Genomic DNA, 23,317 nt, shown 5'->3' with positions numbered 1-23,317 from the left:
TTATCACTATATAGTGATAATGTTTATGTAAACTGGATAGGGGCAAGGGTGCTGGCTTACACTTTGGACATCGTTTGTAACCTGACTTTCTTTGCATATTCAGAGGGCGACATATTGAACTGTCGCTGGAAACTCCTACCCAGTTGGGTCAGGGAACTAAAGCCCGCCCGGAAGACAATTTCATTGAGATGGGTTTCCCCGTTGCTGATCCATTCCACAGCTTTGTTCAGCCGGGTAATATTGATCATTTCGCTCGGAGATAAATTTGAAATCGATTTGATTTTTCTGTAAAGTGTCGGCCGGCTCATATTCATCATAATCGCCAGTTTTTCCACATCGAGGGTTGCGTCCTCCAGGTTCCCCTGTATCAGCGCATTGAGCTTTTCCAGGAACTCCTCATCTACCCGGGTATGCGCGATACTCTTGACGTGCACCAAGGGCGATTTTGCGAAATAATCTTTTAACCTGTTGCGGTTGTTAAGCAGACTGGATACCTGGGCGCCCAGGTATTCGGGGGAAAATGGTTTTTCCACGTAAACATCGGCTCCTGAATTCAAACCGGCAATTTTCGACTGCACCGTATTCTTAACGGTCAGGAGAATGATAGGTATGTGACTGAAATTAAAGTCTGACCTGAGTCTCTCACAGAGTTCGAATCCATCCATACCCGGCATCATCACGTCGCTGATAATCAATTGAACCGGCTGGTCCTGCAGCAGTTCCAACGCTTCGTTGCCGTTCCTGGCTGTAAATACTGAGTACTTCTCGCTCAGATCGTCTGATAAAAACGCTAGAATATCCTCATTGTCATCTACAATCAGGATCGCGGGCTTGACTATGTCAACGTTGTTCAAAACTGGGCTTGAGTTGATGGTTCCACAATCTCTTTTTGCTGCTCCGATGGGAGTAAGAGTACAAATGTATTCATTTTTCCTGAAGTGTCCAGGTAAAGGCTTCCCTTATGCAGTTCGGCAAGCGAACGCGCTAAGGTGAGGCCAATTCCCGTGCCCCGGATTTTACCCGTGTTTTTAGCGCGGTAGAACGGATCAAATATTTTCTCAGATAGTTCGGGGGGAATCAATTCACCGTCGTTACTGACTTTTACAATGATATTGCCGCCTTCATGATCTGGCGATATTAGTTCGATCAGGATGAACGATTTTCCGTATTTTATAGCATTTTGAATCAGGTTACCAATTAGTTTGGTGATTGCGTCCCGATCTACCAACGCAGAAGCTGTCCGTCCTGTAATCAGAAGTCTCATTTTGAATCCCTGATTTTCTGCCATCTGCCTGAAATTAGAGACTGTCTCTTCAATGACTTCACTCATGAGCGTACTGGTCAGGTTAAGCGCATAATTCTCTGATTCTACTTTTCTGAAATCCAACAGTTGATCAGTCAGTTCCAGCAGCCTGTCGGTACTTTTATTCATCAGTACCAGGTACTTTTCCAGGTGGGGTGTCTGGTCGATCTGCCTGATTATTTTTTCCATTGGCGCTTTGATCAGGGTTAGTGGTGTTCTGATTTCATGCGCCACCCTTGTAAAAAAATTGATCCTGGCTTTGTGAAATTCTTTCTCCTTATTCATCTCAAACAATTCCATCTGACGTTGTTGCTTTTCAGCGTGTCGACGGTTAATAAATGCAATAATGAGATAGGTCAACCCGGCGAATATCACAACATAGATAGCATAAGCCCACTTGGTTTTCCACCAGGGTGGAAGTATTGTAAGCCTGAGCGTTCGTTCATTGTCCATCCAGATTCCGCTGCTGTTTGTAGATTTGACATTGAGCGTATAATTTCCCGGAGCGAGGTCTGTAAAGTAGATGCGACGGTTCGCCCTGATTGAATTCCATCCCGTATCCAGGCCTTTTAGCTTGTACGCATATTTCACATTCTCGGGAGCCGTAAAAGTGAGCGCGGCAAAGTCGATGCTGAAGGTAGATTGAGTATGCCGGAGCCTGATTTCATTGGTCAATAGTATCGACTGGCCAAAAGGTGATCCCTTTTCCCGGAAATTCACTTCATTATTGAACATTTGAAATCCCGTTATATACAGGGGCGGATGATAATGACTGCGAATGAAATTGCCCGGAGTAAAACTGATCATTCCTTTGACCGATCCAAAATACAAATCACCATTTGAGTACTTGAACGCTGAATTGTAATTGAATTGCTCATTCAGGAGTCCGTCGGACTTGGAAAAAATCTGAATATTTTTGTTTTGATGATCAAGTCTTACCAGACCTTTAGAGGTGCTGAACCACAAGTTCCGGTCATTATCTTCAATGATAGTGTAAATGAGGTTGCTGGGAAACCCATTCGCTTCTGTGTAGGTTGTGCATTTTTTTCTGTCTGGTGAGAGCGCAAACAATCCCGCCTCAGTAGCTATCCAGATATTCTGTCTTGAGTCCTCTTTAATGTAAAGGATCCTGTTTTGCTCCAGCCGGTCATAGTGAGATGAATGAATGTTTAATTTTCCAACGACTCCTTGCCTGCGGTTAAAGAAATAGACACCCGAAGTAAAGGTGCCCACCCAGATTGTACCCGTATGATCTTCAGTTATTGCAGAATAAAAAGTGTTAAACGGTAAAGATTGTATCAAATGGAAACTATCGTGTGTGCGGTCGTATTGGTAAAGTCCGTTAGAGGTGCAGACAAAGATTGTTCCATCCCTGGTTTTGTAAAACGTGTAAATGAAGTTGCTTTTTAGTTGCCCGGGTAAGTCTCCGGCGCCGTAATGTTTAATGAACTTTTCGGATTTCAGATCCATTACGTCCAAACCGTGTTCAAATGTACCGATCCACAACCTGTCGTTATCTATCAATAGTCCGTGAATATTGGTATGCGAGATTCCGTTCTTTGAATCGCCGGGTTTGAAGCTCGTAAAAATCCCGCTTCTGGGGTCGAACTTGTTCAGACCTGCGTCTTCCGAGCCGATCCACAGATTTCCATCCCGATCCTCAACCATTTCCCGAATGGCATTTCCGTTTACGGAATGTCCGGCTTGTTGAGGAAAATACTTCCTGAAAATAAAGTGACGGTCTGCGAAGTAACTTACTCCGCCAAAATAGGAACCAACCCATATTCCTCCTTCCATATCCTGGCAAAGGGTGTAAATCGCATTGTCTGTAATAGAATAGGGGTCATAATAATTCTTTTTCAGGTTTTTGAATTTCCCGTCCACGATATCATAAATATAGATACCGCTTTCAGTGGCGATCCATATCTCCCGGGGTGAGCGGGTCAGGAAGTTTCTGGCAAAAATTTCCGTGCCGTTTTCCTGGTAGGTAAGAATATCTTCATATGTGCCGGTGGTGGGGTAAAACCTCTTCACACCTTGTCCGCTTGTTCCAATTAGCAGTGCGCCGTCGGCGGTGCGCGTTATACAATTGATTTCAAATGAAGCAACGGGCCTGGAATGCTGGAACAGATTAAATTCCTGAAAAGTTTTGTGTACCGGGTCAAATTTCGCGATTGTGCCGCGAATGGTCCCGATCCATATTTGGTAACCCTTGTCGATATACAGCGCCGTTACATCATTAATAGATGGAACGATGGTGACTGCGGATGAGCCGGGGCGAAACCTGAATAAATGAAAATCCGACACGAACCAGAGCTCCCCAGATAGATCCATATCAATGCACCGGATTTCTTTTGCAAGCGCTCCCGGGACTGGTTCAAATAACTCGAGTCTTTCATTATAGCGTCTAAGGCCTTTTTCAGTTCCAACCCAAAGTCGGCCTTGCCGATCCTCGAAAAGCGACCGGATAGAATTCGTTGGTAGGCTGTTGCTATCATTCGGATTGTTCCGGAAGACCTTAAAACTGTATCCATCGAAACGGTTCAGGCCATCCCTTGTTCCAAACCAAAGAAACCCTTTGCGATCCTGCGTTGTACAAAGAACCATGTTATTGGACAATCCCTGTTCAACCTGGTAATTTTTGAAATAGTATTCCTGGCCAAGAAACTCAAGGCTGATGCTGAGGCATATGATGACAATGATAAGCTTCAAGCAGTTTTTTGTTCAAATATAAACAAACAGCGGGTTTTGATCCCCACCAAACGAAGCAGATCTGTCCGGCAAAGACAAAGTTTGAGACATATCGATGAAAAATTGAATCATAACGGCGTGTGTAAGATTCCGCCAGCAAGTAATTTGCACCCTATAAGCTGTAAATCAAAACAAGGTTTATTGTCGTATGATTTTCAGGCGATTATAAATAAATTAAACAAATTTGCCATGCAATCAAAAAAAATCAAGCACAGCAAAAGTGCCAGAATGATGTTCATGCTGGTATTGCTGCTGATTTCCATTACAGGTGCCTGGGCACAGAGCACCATCACCGGGCGGGTCACCGATGAAAAGGGAGAGCCGGTTATTGGAGCGAGCGTAACTGTCAGGGGCGCCGTCACTGCCGTTGCCACCACTACCAGTGGGGCTTATTCCATTGTAGCTCCCGCCAATGCCACGCTCGTCTTTACTTCCGTCGGTTATAGTGAACTCCAGGTTCCTGTAAATAACAGGACGGTCATAGACGTAGTTCTACAACAGGCAGCCTCCAATCTCAGCGAGGTGGTGGTAGTAGGTTACGGTACGCAACAGCGCAAGGACTTGACCGGAGCGATATCAGTGGTTAAGCCAAGCGACATCAAAAAACGGCAGGCTACAACTGTGGCGGAAGCTTTGCAGGGCCTTTCTACAGGTATTAAAGTAAGAAGTGGGGGGCGGCCTGGTTCGGAGGCTCAGATCCAGATTCGCGGTTTGAAAAATGTTTCGGGGACCAATCCATTATACGTTATCGATGGATTGATTACCAGCGCAAACCGGGATTTCAATCCGGCTGATATCGAATCGATACAAATTCTAAAGGATGCATCCGCGGCGGCGATTTATGGTTCCCGAGCGGCAAATGGGGTCATCATTATCACCACGCGAAAAGGTAAGGACGGTCCTATGAAAATTGACTTTTCCGCTAAGTCGGGGCTTCAAATCATGCCCCGGTATTCAGTTGCCGATACCAAAGAGTTCACGCGCCTGAACTACATGGCCTACGATAATGCAGGCGCGGCCCGCCAAAAACTGGATACCACGGTGAACACCGACTGGCAGAAGGAGGCTTTCAGAACTGGAAAGATGAACGATCTCAACCTGTCATTTTCTGGTGGAGGAAAGAATAGTTCTTTTTTGACCTCCTTAGGATATTTGGGCAACCAGGGAACGGTCATCGGCACCGCTTTTGACAGATACAGCTTCAGGGTAAACTCCCAGGGATCCAAAGGAATTTTCAGTATAGGGGAAAACCTCGCCATCAGCAATTCAAAAACTGATGAAATGAAAGGCAACCCGATCATCGATGTAATCCGATTGCTCCCAACCATCCCGGTTTATGACTCAACCCATCCCGGCGGCTTTGGTTATGGCGATGAACGCAAGGCCAGGACTTTTGGAACCAACCCCGTTGCTATAGCCAATTTAATCAGTCAGACAAATGAAAATCTCCGGCTGCGGGGAAATCTTTGGTCAGAATTAAAATTCTTTGATTTTCTGAAATATCGTCTGAACCTTGGATACGAAACCAGCCGGGATCATTATAAATTTTTCAGAAAGCCAGGTAACTGGACCTTAAACCAGGCATATGAACCGGCTATAGCCAACGAGAACCGGGCTGAGTTTGTAAGCAGACTTCTAGAAAATACTCTAACATTCAAAAAGAAATTTTCAAAGCATGATTTTACCCTGATCGGCGGACAATCTTTTCAACAGGACGACTACGCTCAGATTTGGGGTCAAAAACGTAATGTGCTCAGTAATTCCACGGGTAATTACTATGATGTCTTAGATCAGGGAACGGATGCCCAATTAGGTGGATTTAGGCAAAGAGCCGTACTGCTTTCTTATTTCGGTCGGGCGGAATATTCTTTTGATGACAAGTATTTGTTCAATGCTGTCATCCGCAGGGATGGTTCCTCCAGGTTGGGCGCTGGATTGAAATGGGGAAATTTCCCCTCAGTTTCAGCTGCATGGCGCCTGAGTCGGGAGTCGTTTTTCAATGTACCTTGGGTCAATGACCTGAAATTGCGTGCCAGCTTCGGTACATTGGGTAGTTCAAATATCGGATATTATGAATCGATGGCATTTATCAATACGCTGACCACAATCACGCTGGGCAGGGACCAACATGCGGAACCGGCAGCGACCCAGGTTCAGCTTGCAAACCCCGGATTAAGCTGGGAGACCCTAAGGCAACAAAACTACGGATTTGACCTGGCTGTGTTAGATAACAAATTATCTCTTTCTGGTGACTATTTTGATGCAAAGACCGTGGACGTTTTGTATCAATCGCCTATCCTGATGACGACCGGACATGATGGATCGGCCCCGAGAGCAAACGCGCTTACATTGCACAATAGCGGATTTGAATTCACTGCTACTTACAGGAATAATGAAAACCTGGTTGACTATTTCGCAACCCTTAATTTCACCACACTTAGAAACAAAGTCCTGGAACTTGGGTATGGAAGAAATGAGCTATATGTTGGAAACACGGTAACGAAACTGGGCGAGCCTATTGGAATGTGGTACGTACTGCAAACAAAAGGTCTGTTCCAGACGCAGGATGAAGTGAACAATTACAAGAATGCCAATGGTAAAGTCATTCAACCGAATGCCAAGCCCGGAGATATTAGGTTTGTAGACAATAATGGTGATGGACAGATTACCAATGCTGACAAAGTGGTGGTTGCAAGCCCATGGCCCAAATTTGAAACTGGTCTGAACACGGGTGCCACCTACAAAAACTTTGAATTCACCATGGATTGGTTCGGTTCGTTTGGCGCAACTGTATTCAACGGTCCTAAGAGTGTAATGGATCGTTTCGACGATAACTCAAATTACAGGAAGGGCATAAGGCCCTGGACCCCGGAAAATCCAAATACAGACGTGCCCAGGGCATACTACGCATCCACACTGAACTCAAGGGGTGATACCGAAAGATGGCTGGAGAATGGCAGCTTTTTCAGATTGAAGCTCCTTAGCCTGGCCTATAATCTTCCTCAGAATTTACTGAAACATGTTGGGTTCTCAAATGCCCAGATTTCACTCACGGGACAAAATATCGTGACGTTTACCAGGTATACTGGCCTGGACCCTGAATTCAGTAATGGAAGCATTTTTGAAAAAGGATACGATTATGGTGCTTATCCCAATGTTAAAGTAATCTCTCTGGGAATTCAATTAGGACTTTAAAATTCGATAAAATGAAAAAATATATATATCTTTTGATGACAGTTCTGGTCCTTTTTGCCTCTTGCAAAAAGGCTCTGCTCGACCAAACCAACCCAAATACCCTGACAGTGCAGGAGTTTTGGAAGAGTGAAACCGATGCCCAGAAAGGCACAAACGCCATATACGCTATGTTTTACCAGGATGGAACCTGGAGCCGATGGATCTATTTTCGGCTGGACCTTACGTCAGACGAGGGCTACAGCATCAGTCCGTGGGTGGAACTTGCAGACTGGACAAGATTCAATTACGTCAACTATAATTTCTGGGAAGGGAATAGCTGGACCTGGAGAGATACCTATAAAGCAATTTTCAGATGTAACCAGGTCCTCAAACATGTTCCTGATATTAATTTTTCCGATGCGACAAAAAAGAGTCAGATGCTGGCTCAGGCCAAATTTTTCAGAGCTTTTTACTATTATTACGGAGCTTTGCTTTGGGAAAATATTCCAATCGTGCTGGAACCTCCGGTAGATCCGGGAGTTCAACCCAAACAGAATACGCTCGCAGAAGTATGGGCGCAGGTTGAGAAAGATTTAAAAGAGTCTGTAACGGACCTGCCGGTTCAGTGGGATAATGCCAACGTGGGAAGGCCCACAAAAGGTGCCGCTTATGCCATGCTTGCGAGAACACTTATGCAACAACATAAATGGGCTGAAGCAAAAACTGCGTTAGATTATTTCTTTTCCGGATCAGGAAAAGACTTATACGATTTGGTTGATTTTAAAGAAAACTTTAGGGCGACGCAGGAGAACAACAAAGAATCCATTTTTGAAATCCAATTTTCGAATGCAAACACTGGAGGCGATGGGGATTTCGTCAATAATAACATGGGTTGCAACCGACCTCAGTTTTTTGCACCAAGAGGCATTGGCTGGTCCGACGGACAGGCCCGCTATTGGTTGGTAGACGAGTTTAAAAAAGAGAAGACTGTTGATAATGGAATTGACCCGCGCTTAAGATATTCATTGTTCTATCCCGGACTGGAAGCGGATTTTGGTGATAAGATTTACGGAAGGAGCTGGCAATGGAACCAGAATGAAGCCTGGTTCAAAAAGTACTCCAGAGATTATTACAGAACAAATGAAGATTACTATTCCGAAGTGAACAATCGGTTAATACGCTATGCAGACATACTATTGCTCTATGCTGAATCGCTGAATGAAATCGGCCAGACAGCAGATGCCTATCAATACGTAAACCGGGTTAGAGAACGCTCCAAGCTGGCGCCGCTGGCAACTGCATATCCTGGAATAGGTAATAATAAAGACCTTTTCAGAGAGCGGCTCAAAGTTGAAAGAGCTTTGGAACTTTGTGGGGAGAGTGTTCGTTGGGCAGACCTGAAACGCTGGGGCGACCTGGAGTCACAGGCAAAGGTGGATGTCGTTGCACAGCGTGATCCGGATTTCAAGAATTTTGTGGTTGGCAAGAGTATAAGACTTCCTATACCGCAAAGTGAAGTGCTTAATAATCCAAATCTTAAGCAAAATCAAGGATATTGAAAAAAAAGCTTCAATATTTTGTAATTGGATTTTTGTTCGTCCTCGCAGTTCAAAGCTGCAGGGTTCCGGGCACCCAGGGCACACTGCCTAATCCCCTAAAGCGTCTGGACGTCGAATGGGACAGAACTTCTTTAATACAACTTGCGAAGCCTGCCTCAAATAACGGTACGCACCATTTTTCATATCCCCGTATGATTAAACTGACCAGTGGCGAATATTTCCTTGTTTATGAGCACAATGGGAGCGTCGCTATGATTACAAGTATTGACGATGGAATATCCTGGTCGGATGAAAAGCTGATCACCACCTCGCACAATAACATAAATATCGCCAATCCTGAAATACTTGAACTGGCAGATGGTAGTCTCATCCTGGCTTATAACTTAAGGCCAAGACCAGGCGCGGACGGCTTCTATGACCCGTCAAAAAAGTTCTCTATTTGTATAAAAAGGAGCAGGGACAAGGGTAATACCTGGCAAGATGAGCAGTTGCTCTATGAAGCCGGCTCCGATTTTAAAAATGGGTGCTGGGAACCTTCAATGCTGCAATTACCATCGGGGGAGATACGGTCGTACTTTGCTAATGAGGGGATTTACCTGCAGTCAGATGAGCAGAATATTTCCATGTTGAGTTCGGTTGATAACGGGGTTACCTGGACCAAAGAGCCCGAAATCGTGAGTTTCGCCAGGGGATTCAGGGATGGTATGCCGGTGCCGGTTTACGACAAGCAGCAACATAAAATACTATTGGCCATTGAGGATAACAGTGCAGAGGGCGAGTTTAATCCATCAATAATAACACTTCCTCTTCAGAGAGATGGCCGAGTTGCTGATGCAAACAGCATCGCGAGGACCCGTTTGCTGAATCAGGAGATTTCGAACAGGGTGTATGCCGGGGCTCCATATATTAAGGAATTTATGAACGGAACCTTAGTACTGTCGTTTCAAAGTACATTGAACCGGGGAAGCGACTGGCGACTTTCTACGATGGATGTCGCCATCGGCTCAGAACCCGGCAAACTCCGTTTGACCACAAGGCCGTTCGATATCCCCCGGGACAAGTCGGCTTTATGGAATGCTTTATGTGTGCTGGATGAGAATACCATCGCCGCATTGACCAGCACAAATGCTTTTAACAATTATTCAGCTATTTGGATGATCAGAGGAAAACTAAAACAGCAATGATGAGAGTATTTTTAATGTTGATGTGCCTTGCAGGGTTGATATCCTGTGGTAATAAATCGTATCCCGGGCAGCCGCCGCCTCCTCCTCCGCCGGATCTTACATCGTTCCGTAATCCGGTATTCAAGCCTATTTTGGCTGATCCAACCGTGGTAAGGGATAGTGCATCGGGTGATTTTTATGCCTACGGAACGGAAGATTATTGGAATACCGATAATAAGAATCATTTGGTAGCAATAGTCAGATCAAAGGACCTGGTAAACTGGACCTATGTGGGAGACGCGTTTTCTGTAAAGCCGTCATGGAAAAATAACGGTGGGATCTGGGCCCCCGAAGTTGTCCATATAAATGGGAAGTATTATTTGTATTATTCGTATTCTATCTGGGCAGATCCAAATCCCGGCGTAGGGCTGGCAATAGCCGATAACCCCGCCGGCCCTTTTCAGGATCAGGGTAAGTTGTTTTTTTCGTCTGAAGTCAATATGCCTAATGCAATCGATCCTTTTTATTTTGAGGAGGATGGGGTGAAATATTTATTCGCCGGCAGTTACAGTTCTCAGCCAAACGCGGGGATATATGGACTGGAACTTTCTTCAGATGGCAAAAGCGTCCCCGACGCCAGCCGGAAGTTTAAGATCGCTGCGGGAGATTTCGAAGGGACGGTTGTTTTTAAGCGGAATAACTATTACTATTTTATGGGATCCAAGAACAATTGTTGCGATGGCGCGGCTAGTATTTATCAGGTTAGGGTAGGACGCGCCACGAGCCTTCGGGGTCCTTATCTTGATAAGAATGGAAATGATCTGAAAAATCCCGGTAGCGGGACGTTGGTCCTGCAGCGAAATTCAGTATTTGCGGGACCCGGGCACACCTCGCGGTTGATTACAGATAAAAAGGGCACCGATTGGATACTTTACCATGCAATGGATGTCAACAATGCAAAGATTGGGTCAGTTAATCAGCGTGCGTTGATGCTGGATAAAGTCAACTGGAGTACCGACGGATGGCCGTTGATTAATGATGGCTATCCTTCGTCAAAAAGCAATGACAAACCTGAATTTTAATACATTATCTTTGTTGATAGATAACTTTATGGGGATTTATCGAACATTTGCCAATTATCACTGTCAACTTAGAGCCTCATACGCTAAGTTTTCGATGAAGGATTAATTTCTTTCACTTTGACCAAATCCAGGGTCAGATTCCGTTCAGCAGAAAAATATGAATAATCACTACTGAGTGAATTTATAATTGAAACATACTAAAAACTAAAATAAAAATTAAAACCGTTAATCATGATTCGACGATCCTACGCCCTTGCGTTATTTGTGCTATTGACTGGAGTGCTAAGTGCCCAACGCTGGGAGCCCGTTGGTGGTAAGATACTCACTCCCTGGGCCGAGAAGGTCAATCCTGCCAAACCGCTTCCGGAATATCCGCGGCCGCAACTCGTAAGGGGCAACTGGCAGAACCTGAACGGAAGCTGGCAATATGCCATCACTCCTAAAACCCAGGAGAGCGCTCCTGCTTCATTCGATGGCCAGATCTTAGTGCCATACCCCGTTGAGTCGGCACTTTCGAGTGTTGGAAAACGTGTTGGCAAAGACAAACTTCTCTGGTATAAGAAGAGTATTTCTCTGTTAAAGCCTTCAGGCGATCAGCGCGTGTTGCTGCATTTTGGCGCGGTGGATTGGCAGTGTGACGTATTTGTAAATGGTACCAGGGTAGGACGGCATGAAGGCGGCTACGAACCTTTCAGTTTTGATATCACCCCGCAATTGAAAAAAGGTAAAAGCCAGGAGCTAATCGTGAGGGTATGGGATCCCACCGATGACGGACCTCAGCCCAGAGGGAAACAAATCAACAATCCCCATGGGATATGGTACACACCGGTAACCGGTATTTGGCAAACCGTTTGGACAGAAACCGTTGGCGCCACATACATTGCATCAACGCGTCACACGCCCCAGGTTGATGAAGGCGAGTTAAAAGTTTCCGCAGCAGTTGAAAATGCAAGGGCCGGCGACCTTGTGCGATTTGTAGTGTTTGACGGGAAAAACAAGTTGTCCGAAGCCACTCTTCCCGCCGGAACCGAGGGTAGTATAGAAATGAAGAACGCCGGACTCTGGTCGCCGCACTCCCCGAAATTATATGACCTGAAAATTGCCCTGCTGAGAAACGGTAAACAGATCGACTATGCAGAGAGCTATTTTGCTATGCGGAAGATTTCCCTGAAAAAAGACGCGAAGGGTATAGAGCGGCTGGCGCTGAATGATAAAATCTTTTTTCAGTACGGTCCGCTTGACCAGGGTTGGTGGCCTGATGGTCTGTATACTGCACCTACTGACGACGCTTTATTGTTTGACGTCGTGAAAACAAAAGAAATGGGGTTTAATATGATCAGAAAACATATTAAAGTTGAGCCGGCCCGCTGGTACAGGTTCTGTGACAGCGTGGGTGTTTTGGTTTGGCAGGATATGCCAAGCGGAGATTTGGGAGGAAACCATTGGGATATGCAGCCAGGGAAGATTTCTGGTTTAAATCACGACAAAGAAAGGTCTGCAGAGTCAGAGGGGTACTACAAAAAAGAATGGAAAACCATTATGGACGCGCTCTATAATTTCCCCTCGATTGTAGTATGGATACCCTTCAATGAAGCATGGGGGCAGTTCAAGACCAAAGAAATCACTGACTGGACGATGAAGTATGATCCGTCGAGGCTGGTGAATAGCGCTAGTGGTGGAAACTTCAGTTTCACGGGTCACATACTGGATATTCATAATTATCCTGACCCTGCCATGCCTGATCCGCAAATTTTTGGAAATAAGGGACAGGCCCTGGTCCTGGGAGAATTTGGCGGACTGGGATTGCCGGTAGAAGGACATACCTGGCAGGACAAGAATAACTGGGGATACCAAAGCTTTAAAGACAAAGACGAACTCCTGCAGAGATACACACGGTTAATGACTGATCTCAGGAATCTGATACCACTCGGCCTTTCTGCCGGTGTTTATACACAAACAACCGATGTGGAAATTGAGACTAACGGGATACTTACCTACGACCGGAAAGTGATAAAAATCCCGGAAACAACGCTCAAATCCCTGCACGAGTCTTTATACCAGGTCCCGGTAAAATAATTGCGATTCAGGAGAGGGTACTCTGTCCCGCGCAGGGAGAGAGTACCTTGTTCTTTACAGGATGAATACGAACTTGCATAGAAAGAGTATTATTGTATAATTTGTTAAACTAAGAAAATAGCTTGTGTTGAAAAATTTATTCATTGCCGGAGTTTTTTTATCCATGACGCTGCCGATGCTGTCATGCTCCGGAATTGGCAAAAAAAGAGAGCAGGGCAATCAGCTTTCTGATAGCTCCAATACGGTCAGGGAGATCTGGAGCCCGGAACAGGCCATGACCTGGTATTCAGGGAAGTCCTGGTACCTTGGGTCAAATTTCCTGCCCAGCACGGCCATCAATCAGTTGGAAATGTGGCAGGCCGATACTTTTGATACGACAACGATTGCCAGGGAGATGGGTTGGGCATCTTCATTGGGCATGAATATGATGCGCGTGTATCTCCACGACCTGCCCTGGCAGCAGGATGATGCTGGCTTTTTTCACCGGATAGATACCTTTTTAGATATAGCCGCCCGGCATAAGATTAAAATCATGTTTGTTTTGTTCGATTCAGTCTGGGATCCTTTTCCAAAGGCAGGTAAACAACGTGATCCGAAGCCGCATGTTCATAATTCAGGGTGGGTACAGAGCCCGGGCCAATTGGTGCTGAAGGATTCAACGAAGTATCCCATGATGGAGAATTATGTAAAGGCAGTCATCGGCAGGTACGCTAATGATAAACGGGTTGCAGTCTGGGACGTTTGGAATGAGCCGGATAATATGACCGGCGCGTCCTATGAAAAAGTTGAGATTCCTAATAAAGTAGACCTGGTACAGCCCTTGTTAATAAAAACTTTTGAATGGGCTCGCAGCGCAAACCCTTCACAGCCGCTCACCTCAGGCGTATGGGCCGGAGAATGGTCGGCCGACAGCTTGCTGAAGCCCATCGAACGGATTCAATTAGAGGAGTCTGATATCATTTCATTTCATTGTTATGATAAACCTGCAGATTTTGAGCGAAAGATCGATGGCCTCAAACGTTACCACAAACCCATCTTCTGCACAGAGTATATGGCAAGACCCAACGGCAGTACCTTTGAAGGCTTTTTGCCAATCGCTAAAAAGGAAAAAGTGGCAGCCATCAATTGGGGATTTGTCCAGGGAAAATCACAGACCATCTATCCATGGGATAGCTGGACAAAAACATACACGTCCGAGCCACCATTATGGTTTCACGACATTTTCCGGACAAATGGTACGCCATACCTGCAGCGGGAAGTCGATTTTATCAAGGAACTAGCCAGGAAATAACCGACTAATATGAAAAGAGTCTGCTCCGGTCGGAGATCGAAGCTACCCTCAGAAAAGAGAATCAGGAAATAACTGACTAATTTAGCTGGCTGCGGGAAACAATATCGGGCGTGTCCCTTGTGAATAGACCCGCTTGCGGATCTCACAATTTCCGGTTGCGGGTAGATAAGTGAACCGGATACTCAGATCGTTCGCTTTTAAATCTGCTGCACGCCATTAAATTTGGGTTGTTTTTGGTCATCAATTGGTCAATCTGACTTAATTTTAAACTTAAAAATATCACAATGAAAGTATTCAAGATTACTATGCTTGCCACGCTGGCTATAACGATTATTGCCTGCAACGACGGGAGCAGTAAGAAAACCGATGACGCGACAGGTGATTCAACCGCAGTGTCCAAAGACCTGGCTGCTCAGGTAGATCCGGCTTTATTTAATGATTCTATCGATGGGAAGAAAGTGGCCCTTTATACCCTGAAGAACAAGAACGGCGTAGAGTTGTTCATTACTAATTACGGAGGAAGATTCGCGGGGTTATTTGTGCCAGACAAGTCCGGGAAGCTGACAGATGTTGTCATCGGCATGAACAGTGCAGCCGGATTCAAGAATGCGACAGAAGCCTATTTTGGTGCAACCATCGGTCGTTATGGCAACAGGATCGCTAAGGGGGCATTCAGTCTGGATGGTAAGACTTATAAACTGGCCATCAATAATTATCCGAACACCCTGCATGGCGGGAAGAAGGGTTTTCAGGCGGTGGTTTGGGATGCGGTTCAGCCCAATGATTCCACGCTGGAACTGAGCTATGTGAGTCCTGATATGGAAGAAGGTTATCCGGGCGAATTGAAAGTAAAAGTGGTTTATAGCCTCAACGCTAATAATGAAATCTATATGGATTACACAGCAACAACAAATAAGCCTACCGTTTTGAATCTAACGAACCATGCGTTCTTCAACCTCAACGGTGAGGGAAGTGGCGAAATTCTTGGTCACACCCTCCAGGTTTACGCAGATAAATACACACCGGTTGATTCGACATTAATTCCAACCGGTAAGATTGAAGCTGTGGCCGGAACACCTTTTGATTTTACAAAACCCACGACCATTGGCGCCAGGATCAATGAACAAAACGAACAACTGAAATTTGGGAGAGGTTATGATCATAATTATGTACTGAACGGTACAAAAGGTATCAACGGACTCGTTCATGCAGCTACTGCCACGGGAGATAAATCAGGTATTGTGCTGGATGTGTACACCCGGGAGCCTGGTGTACAGTTCTACAGCGGTAATTTCATGGCCGGAAAAAATATCCTGAAAAGCGGGGCAAAAGATGATTACCGCACGGCATTCTGCCTGGAAACCCAGCATTTTCCAGATTCACCTAATCAGCCGGCCTTTCCATCAACCGTTTTGAAGCCCGGCCAGACTTACCACACGGTTTCTGTTTATAAATTTTCAGTAAAATAGAACCAGCAACACTGTTTTAAGACCGCACCCTGAAAAGTGCGGTTTTTTTGGCTCATAAAGAAATCAGTTTTGGGGTTGACTTGTCTGGGCGACCGGCTCGGGATTTGGATTAGATGTATATAAGAAAAAATATATAACAATGAGGACCGTAAACCCTGAAGTTATCCAAAAGGTTACGGCAGCGCCAAAATTATACCAGATCAATCCCGCAAAACTGCTGGCAATTAAGGCGCAAATACTTTGGAAAGCAGAATAAGTACCGATAGCTGTGGCAACATCTTCTCGCCTGCAGATGTTGGTGATCCAGGCTTTGGATATTCCTTCCGTAGCTGCGGCATACATCCCATATAAAAAAAGTAAAACGATAAACCATCCCTCACTGACGTTGAAGCCCATGCCAAAATAAACCAGGCTGAATAATACCAAACCGGTCAGGAACATTTTTTTTAGTCCAATTTTATCAGCAAGGCTACCAAGTGGAAAAGCAGCCAGGGCGAAGATCAGGTTATAGAAAATATAGGTACCGATTATTTGGGTGTCATTTAACCCCGAAGCCTTGGCTTTTAGCAGGATAAAAACATCCGAACTGTTGAATAAGGCAAAAATGAGCAGGCCCGCGACCAGTCTCCTGTAATTGCCAGGGCTTTTGTTCCAGTATCTTAAAAAAGTAAAGAAGGAAACTTTCTCGCGGGTCTTTTCTTTGGTTTGCCGTTTTTCCCTTAATAAAAGAGTGGCGAAGATGGCCATCAACCCCGGGAGAAAGGCAATTAGAAAAAGCATTTTGTAGTTTCCCGGGAACTTATATAGAAAAAACAGCGCAAAAGCCGGCCCAATCACAGCTCCCAGGGTATCCATTGATCGGTGAAAACCAAAGATCTTTCCTTTTGTTCCCGGCGTGGATTCTTCGCTAAGCAAGGCATCCCGGGCGCCCGTCCGGATTCCTTTTCCCAGGCGATCCGTCGTCCTGGCCAGGAAGACCCACCAGGGGTAGGTGAAGATGGCGAGCATTGGCTTGGAAATTGCGCTGAAAGCATATCCGAGCTGCACAAACGGCAGCCGTTTTGAAGACGCATCCGAAAGGTTTCCAAAATAACCTTTGCTCAAACCTGCCGTGGCTTCTGCCAGGCCTTCAAGTAACCCGATCAGGATGACTGAAAAACCAATGGTTTTGAGATAAATAGGCATGATAGGATAAAGCATCTCACTGGCCGCATCTGTGAACAGACTTACCAGCGATAGTATCCATACATTTCGGCTAATCGATTTCAGCATCTGAACGTGTAAGGTTTAAAGGTAGGCCAAAAACTAAAAAAGGCTGCCTGCAGGCAGCCTTTAGATAATATTTTTGTCTTAGGGGAATATGCCAAGTTCATTGTATGTATTCGCGACCTTGTTAATGGCCACCACAAAGGCAGCCGTGCGCATATCAGGAATACCTGGGTTATTGTTCCACTCCCTGAGAATTTGTCGGGTAGCACTGATCATGGTTTCTTCAAGCCCGCTGTACACCAGGTCGACTTCATCAGCTCCGTGGCGTATCAGTTTCCGGCTCTTCTCATCAACCCTTTTTCCCGTCAGGTCTTCCAGCTCTTTCAGAATGCGACCGTTCAGGTTTTCCGTAAATCTTTTTTCCATCCTTCCGTACCTCACGTGACTAAGATTCTTGAGCCATTCAAAATAGGAAACGGTCACGCCGCCTGCATTCAGAAAAATATCGGGAACCACGAATATATTTTTAGAAGCCAGGATTTCATCACCTTCCGGTGTAATTGGCCCGTTCGCTGCTTCACCAATAATTTTTGCTTTGATCCTATCAGCATTTCCTTTGTGAATGACACTTTCCAGCGCAGCGGGTATCAGGATATCACATTCGAGCTCCAGTCCTTCTTCACGGACTGCCAGATTTTTTGCTCCGGGAAAATTCATAATGGAACCGGTTGCTTTCTTGTGAGCCAGCACTGCTTCCACATCCATTCCATCCGGGTTGGAAATGGAGCCTTCGTATTCAACCAGTCCTACAACTCTGGAACCCGCATCCTGAAAGAACTTGGCGGTGTGGTAGCCTACATTACCGAGTCCTTGTACCACAATGGCCTTGTTTTCTACGCCGGTAGAAAGTCCTATTTTCCCCATTATTTCAGGATTATTGCAGATTTCCCTAAGGCCAAAAAATACGCCTAATCCGGTAGCTTCCTTCCTTCCATTCACGCCACCCTGCGATACGGGTTTGCCGGTTACGCATCCTGCCGCATCAATATTTTCCGGGTGCATGGCTGTAAAAGTATCCACAATCCAGGCCATTTCGCGCTCTCCTGTACCAAAATCAGGCGCAGGCACATCCGTAGCCGGACCAATAAAACTCTTCCTGATCAGTTCAGAGGTGTACCGTCGTGTAATTTTCTCCAGCTCGTACGAGGAGTATTTTTTCCGGTTAATTTTTATGCCCCCTTTGGCACCGCCAAATGGAACATCCACAATAGCACATTTATAGGTCATCAAAGCTGCCAGGGCCATAACTTCGTCCTGGTTAACTTCCATCGAAAACCTGATACCGCCTTTGCAAGGTGATTTGTGATGGGAGTGCTGTACCCGGTAGGCATCGATAACTTCGATAGAGCCATCCTCCCTTTTTAAAGGGAATCGCATGGTGAAAACGGCATTACAGGCCTTAATTTGTTCCAGGAGACCTTTGTCCCAATGGGTGTACCGAGCCGCCTTATCAAAATTTTTTTCTACGGCTCCAAAAAAACTGTAGTGATTGTCTGACATAGCATTGTTTTTCAAAATGACAAATAAGCTTGATTATATATAAGTATCGATCAATCTTTTTCCAATTTCCTGATCTTCCGTTCAAGCCTGAACAAATAGAGGAACAGGCCCAGTAAAATAATCAATAAAACAGCAACGACAACGTAGATCCGGCCTTCACTGCGCAACACATTGTCGACAGACTGTGCCGACGACAAAAAAGGAACGGAAAGCATCACCGCAAGTAGTAAAGTCTGGATTCTATTTTTCATTTGAAATTTGTTTTTCCTTTAATAAACCAACGCGTATTCGCAAACTAGCCACCCAAACGCCCAACAATGCCCACGCAATAAAAGCCGGATACTCAACCAGGCGCATAGTGGCATCCACATCTTTAAAATTCAAAGCGGGGTTACCCTCACTTCCCGGATGAAGGCTCGGTAGTAGCCTTGGAATGATAAACAGGGTAGGGAATAACATGGCGAATGCAAATATGTTATAGACTGCACTGATCCTCGCTCGTTTGTCCAGGTCCTGTATGGAATCCCGAAGGATGAGATAGGCAAAATAGATCAACAGACCTATGGCCGTACCTATCAGTTTTGGCTCACGGGCAATGGCGCTGAACGACTTAAATGCAGGATTATTCGGATCGGCCCAGGTATAACTCATCCACATCGCACCCGTTGCATAACCCAGCAATCCAAAAAAGATTCCGGTTGTAGCGAAATGTCTGGCATAGATATCATATTTCAGTTCCATTTTCCTAAGATATAAAACTGAGTTTACCACCGAACAGGTAAACAAGACCATCATTGCCACCCACATTCCGACATGAAAGAAAAGATTGCGGATTGTTTCGCCCAAAACCGGTAAATCGGGAATCTTAACAAGGAAACCTCCCGCAACAGTATATACCAGTAACACAACGCACAGGATTTTCCACCACCATTTTTTCATCTACATATTTTTTAGTTCACCGCATTTGGCGGTTAGTGCTTTTGCCGGATGCCTGCCTGTTCGGCAGACAGGCCTGCCTGTCGGTTTACCCTCCTTCGGTACGCCCGCCCGTCCGCCGCGGCGGACGATTCGGGAGGGGCGGGGAACTCCGCGAACACACCCTCCGTGTGAGAATAATTTTTGATGCTTTGTTTCATAATCAAGTTTCAGGCACGCCTTCCAGGCAAATCGATATTAAAACACAAATGTAATGTGAATGTTGATTGAAATTAAAAATTTTGAAATTACACATCATTTTGAGCCTGGGTTTTTGAAATTTTCAAATTGTGCTGCTTAAATTATTAATTATTCATCAATATTCGCTCCATACATTTTTCTTCATGATTAATCACGCCATAAAAAAGGGAAAAGGATCACCGCCAGCAGACCCACTAGTAAATCCAACGCGATCAGCAGCAGGATATCAACCCAGGGGAAATTCGCGGCTTTTTCGAACGCGGCCCCGGAGAGTTTCATCAACAGCATTAACTGCGGCACAATCAGCGGGAAACCCAATACGGCAATAATAGCGGCATTCTGGTGGGCTCTGGCTGCAATAGCGGCCAGGAAGGTGAAGACCATGCTCAGGCTTATTCCTCCCAGCATCACCAGGCCGGTGAAAGGCAGCACTCTTTGTACCGGATTGCCAATAAATGCAAAAAATAAAACCAGGCTGATCAGGGTCATCACCAGCATCAGCAAACCGCTGAAGATCAACTTAGCGGTGACAAAATGTACAGGTGAAGCAATGGAGTAAAAATATAACATCCTGCCCTTGCTTTCCTGCAGAAAACTTTTCGCAACAGCGTTGATACAAATAAACAACTGGATCACCCAAAATAAGCCGTTCCAGATTTCTGCCTCTGGTTCTTCAATGGCCAGGAAAAGCACGAAAATAGTCGCGAAAATATACAACAGGATGCCGTAAAAACTATACTGCTGGCGTACTTCAAGCAGGAGATCTTTTTTAAAGAGGGTTAATATTTTGGAACCGTTTCTAATTCTCGAAGATTTTAATGATATCAATTGCCGTTACCTGTTTTCAGCGTAACACTTGCGGCATCTGGGCTCATAAACGTCCAGCGCCCCTAGCATTACCTGATCATCATCCGGAATTTTCCGGTAGGAATAATTGGCAATATTCCCACATTTCTGGCAAATTGCATGGAGTTTGGTCACATAATCTGCTTTTGCCAATATGAAAGGCATCGGGCCAAAGGGTTTGCCGGTAAAATCCATATCCAAACCAGCTACAATTACCCGCAACCCTTTGAGTGCAAGGAGATCGCAAACATCAGGAAGTTCCGGATCAAAAAACTGGGCCTCATCTATACCTATCACATCAGCGCCCTGGGCTAACAACAGGATGTTCTGAGAATTGGCGACCGGAGTAGACAGGATTGCATTGGTGTCATGGGAAACGATGTCTGACTGGTCATACCGCGTATCTTTCGCAGGTTTGAAAATTTCGGCCTTAAGATTGGCTATTTTGACTCTTTTCAGCCTCCTGATCAGTTCTTCTGTCTTACCGCTGAACATGGATCCGCAAATAACTTCAATCCAACCCCTCCGTCCATCTCCCCGCAAATCCGGTTCTATAAACATGGTTAAACTTATTGAAATGTTACTAAAATTACAGATAATTGTGAAAAGCAGGTAGTAATTTAGCCGTACACAGTCATCAAAAGTAGGATAATGGATCGAATTGAAGTTCTTATTGAAAAATTAAAGCATCAATACGCAGCTAAGTCGGGACAAGCCGACCTGCTGTTTACTGTTCAGCAGCTTGAGAAAGAGCTTACGGGCAGCCTGAAAGAAGTAGAGTTATTAGGTTCCAGCCGGATTTCTGTCTGGATACCACACGGACCCTCATTGCCGCACCTTGTGGAGCCCGCACCCGAACCGGCACATCCGGAGGAAAAGGAATATTTTGAATTAGCTTTCACGGAACCTTTGGAGCCTGACGAGGATGAATCGCACCCAGGTGGTCTTGATATTCCAAAAATCGACGAATGGCAAAAAGTGATGCCAGAGCTTAAAGACAGGCGTAAGGCAAAGCCCACCCAGCAGGGAATGGCAGAGCGGGGAACGATCAAATTCGGTAACGAAGAAGCTGATATAGATCGTCTCAGGGAGATTCCGACCCTTGCCCAATACTTTCGGCCTGGAAAACAGAAACCGGGAAAAACAGATCAGGATTCAGACACCGCGCAGGAAGCGGATTCCGCAAGGGTGAAGGATTTGAAAAAAGGTATTAATGACGATGAAAAAGAATTGTTTATACGTGAATTATTTATGGGAGATGTGGCAATGTATGAAAGGAGTATCCGGACCATCAATAATTTTCATGCTTATGCGGAAGCCGAATATTGGATCAGACGGGAACTTAAAACCAAACTTGGCTGGGCGGTGGATGATCCGGCTGTCATCCGGTTTGACCTGATCGTCCGGAAACGATTTGGCTGATACCGGTCATAATGCATTGGGTAGCACCCTGGTTCTCCCTTACAAAATTTCCGGCAGCTTTTCCAGCCGCTTCTGCATTAGGGGGATCGATCAGGAATCTATGGATCAGCGAAATGAGTTCAGCCGGTTCGTTATAGGTAAATGCCCCGCCGGTACTGAGAAGGCCCTTCGCTTCATTGAATTTTTGGTAGTTGGGACCGAAAATAACCGGTTTGCCGTAAACAGCAGCCTCAAGCGTGTTATGGATACCCGACCGGTTGAAGCCACCCCCGATATAAGCCATGTGCCCGTACCGGTACAGCCTGGACAACATACCAATATTATCAATAATTAAAATATGTTTTTTGGAAAGGTCTGCCTCCTGATTTACTTTCAGCGCCGAATACAGGGCAGCGTCCGGAAAAAGTCCGAGCAGGTACCGTATATGTTCCCCGTGGATTTCGTGGGGGGCGATGATCAGTGAAAGCTCCCTGTTCTGTTGCCACATAAGCTGAAGATTTTTTTCATCCTCCGGCCAGGTGCTTCCGGCAACCAGGAGCTTCCGGCCTGTCGCAAATTTCTCTATCAATTCAATCGGTTGAAAATCTCCTGCGATCGCAATGACCCTGTCGAACCTGGTGTCTCCCGCTTTGGTGATTTTAGAGTTGTCAAGCAGGGGTTTCAGATTATCCAGACTTTCTTCGTCCTGTACATAAATATGTGTGAAGAATGACAGCATGCGACGGTGCAAGCCACCATACCATTTAAAGAATATGGATTGCTTCCGGAATAAAGCCGATATCAGAATTACCGGAATATCCAGTACCCTGAGTTGTTCCAGGTAGTTGTACCAGTATTCATATTTTACAAAAATGGCAAGTTGGGGTTTCACAATATTCAGAAACCTGGACACATTACCCTTTGTGTCCAACGGCAGGTAAAACACCCAATCGGCACCGGCATAGTGCTTGCGGACTTCGTAACCCGAAGGCGAGAAAAAAGTTAACAGGATTTTGATATGGGGATAATCAGACCTGATTTTTTCAAGCACCGGCCGACCCTGTTCAAATTCGCCCAACGATGCACAGTGCATCCATATTACGTTTCCCGAGCCTGTGAATGCTTCCGCGAATTTTTCAAATTGCCCCTTTCTCCCGTTTCGCCACATTTTTGCCTTCTCATTGAATAAGGAAGCTACAAATACGCCGGACTGAAAAAGCCTGAGAAAAACCGAATATAATATTTTCAAGTCGTCAG

At 45.5% G+C, this 23,317-nt stretch carries 17 protein-coding genes; 8 read left to right on the top strand and 9 right to left on the bottom strand.

The window, feature by feature from the left end; genetic code table 11:
• Positions 1–56: 56 nt before the first annotated feature.
• Together AC3WS5_RS06945 and AC3WS5_RS06940 are read right to left on the bottom strand one after the other, a co-directional pair.
• On the bottom strand, positions 57–854 hold the full coding sequence (locus AC3WS5_RS06945; RefSeq protein WP_492466546.1) for a response regulator transcription factor: 798 nt from the start codon (positions 852–854) through the stop codon (positions 57–59).
• Positions 851–4,015, bottom strand: a complete 3,165-nt coding sequence (locus AC3WS5_RS06940) for a ligand-binding sensor domain-containing protein (protein ID WP_492466545.1) — start codon at positions 4,013–4,015, stop codon at positions 851–853. The genes AC3WS5_RS06945 and AC3WS5_RS06940 overlap by 4 nt, the downstream gene beginning before the upstream one ends.
• A 228-nt stretch (positions 4,016–4,243) precedes the next feature.
• Here AC3WS5_RS06940 and AC3WS5_RS06935 point away from each other — a divergent pair, with 228 nt between their 5' ends.
• The 7 genes from AC3WS5_RS06935 to AC3WS5_RS06905 all read left to right on the top strand — a co-directional run bounded on the left by AC3WS5_RS06935 (position 4,244) and on the right by AC3WS5_RS06905 (position 15,868).
• The gene (locus tag AC3WS5_RS06935) at positions 4,244–7,249 is read left to right on the top strand and encodes a SusC/RagA family TonB-linked outer membrane protein (protein WP_492466544.1); all 3,006 of its coding nucleotides are present in this window, start codon (positions 4,244–4,246) and stop codon (positions 7,247–7,249) included.
• Positions 7,250–7,260: 11 nt separating this feature from the next.
• Entirely contained in the window at positions 7,261–8,787 is a 1,527-nt protein-coding gene (locus AC3WS5_RS06930) for a RagB/SusD family nutrient uptake outer membrane protein (RefSeq protein WP_492466543.1), read from the top strand.
• Positions 8,784–9,971: a sialidase family protein gene (locus tag AC3WS5_RS06925; protein WP_492466542.1), complete on the top strand. Its 1,188-nt coding sequence runs from the start codon at positions 8,784–8,786 to the stop codon at positions 9,969–9,971. The genes AC3WS5_RS06930 and AC3WS5_RS06925 overlap by 4 nt, the downstream gene beginning before the upstream one ends.
• Positions 9,968–11,032 (top strand): family 43 glycosylhydrolase, encoded by a 1,065-nt coding sequence (locus tag AC3WS5_RS06920; RefSeq protein ID WP_492466541.1) that lies wholly within the window; start codon positions 9,968–9,970, stop codon positions 11,030–11,032. Before AC3WS5_RS06925 ends, AC3WS5_RS06920 begins: the two co-directional genes overlap by 4 nt.
• 231 nt (positions 11,033–11,263) lie before the next feature.
• Positions 11,264–13,108, top strand: a complete 1,845-nt coding sequence (locus AC3WS5_RS06915) for a glycoside hydrolase family 2 protein (protein WP_492466540.1) — start codon at positions 11,264–11,266, stop codon at positions 13,106–13,108.
• Positions 13,109–13,235: 127 nt separating this feature from the next.
• Positions 13,236–14,399 carry an endo-1,4-beta-xylanase gene (locus tag AC3WS5_RS06910; RefSeq protein ID WP_492466539.1) on the top strand — a complete coding sequence of 388 codons (1,164 nt, stop codon included), beginning with the start codon at positions 13,236–13,238 and terminating at the stop codon, positions 14,397–14,399.
• Positions 14,400–14,683: 284 nt separating this feature from the next.
• Positions 14,684–15,868 (top strand): aldose epimerase family protein, encoded by a 1,185-nt coding sequence (locus AC3WS5_RS06905; RefSeq protein WP_492466538.1) that lies wholly within the window; start codon positions 14,684–14,686, stop codon positions 15,866–15,868.
• A gap of 63 nt (positions 15,869–15,931) precedes the next feature.
• Here the strand turns inward: AC3WS5_RS06905 and AC3WS5_RS06900 are convergent, their stop codons facing one another.
• The 6 genes from AC3WS5_RS06900 to AC3WS5_RS06875 form a co-directional block, all read right to left on the bottom strand.
• On the bottom strand, positions 15,932–17,140 hold the full coding sequence (locus AC3WS5_RS06900) for an MFS transporter (protein WP_492466537.1): 1,209 nt from the start codon (positions 17,138–17,140) through the stop codon (positions 15,932–15,934).
• 78 nt (positions 17,141–17,218) lie between these two features.
• Positions 17,219–18,637, bottom strand: coding sequence for a Glu/Leu/Phe/Val family dehydrogenase (locus tag AC3WS5_RS06895; protein ID WP_492466536.1), 1,419 nt, complete (start codon positions 18,635–18,637; stop codon positions 17,219–17,221).
• Positions 18,638–18,687: 50 nt separating this feature from the next.
• On the bottom strand, positions 18,688–18,888 hold the full coding sequence (locus tag AC3WS5_RS06890) for a CcmD family protein (protein WP_492466535.1): 201 nt from the start codon (positions 18,886–18,888) through the stop codon (positions 18,688–18,690).
• On the bottom strand, positions 18,878–19,576 hold the full coding sequence (locus AC3WS5_RS06885) for an ABC transporter permease (RefSeq protein ID WP_492466534.1): 699 nt from the start codon (positions 19,574–19,576) through the stop codon (positions 18,878–18,880). The genes AC3WS5_RS06890 and AC3WS5_RS06885 overlap by 11 nt, the downstream gene beginning before the upstream one ends.
• A gap of 384 nt (positions 19,577–19,960) precedes the next feature.
• Positions 19,961–20,641, bottom strand: a complete 681-nt coding sequence (locus AC3WS5_RS06880; protein WP_492466533.1) for a heme exporter protein CcmB — start codon at positions 20,639–20,641, stop codon at positions 19,961–19,963.
• A 6-nt stretch (positions 20,642–20,647) separates the two neighbouring features.
• Complete coding sequence (locus tag AC3WS5_RS06875; RefSeq protein ID WP_492466532.1) at positions 20,648–21,220, bottom strand: thymidine kinase; 573 nt, start codon at positions 21,218–21,220, stop codon at positions 20,648–20,650.
• A gap of 90 nt (positions 21,221–21,310) precedes the next feature.
• On the opposite strand from AC3WS5_RS06875, the gene AC3WS5_RS06870 reads away from it, so the two are divergent.
• Complete coding sequence (locus tag AC3WS5_RS06870; RefSeq protein WP_492466531.1) at positions 21,311–22,081, top strand: DUF8457 domain-containing protein; 771 nt, start codon at positions 21,311–21,313, stop codon at positions 22,079–22,081.
• Here the strand turns inward: AC3WS5_RS06870 and AC3WS5_RS06865 are convergent.
• A complete protein-coding gene (locus tag AC3WS5_RS06865; protein WP_492466530.1) occupies positions 22,041–23,309 on the bottom strand; it encodes a 3-deoxy-D-manno-octulosonic acid transferase in 1,269 nt (422 codons plus the stop codon). The genes AC3WS5_RS06870 and AC3WS5_RS06865 overlap by 41 nt on opposite strands.
• Between the last annotated feature and the right edge of the window lie 8 nt (positions 23,310–23,317).

This window comes from Niabella sp. CPT15-335-S11 (genome assembly GCF_058792415.1).
The sequence above is the reverse complement of the archived record's forward strand: the minus strand, read 5'-3'. Positions and strand labels throughout refer to the sequence as shown.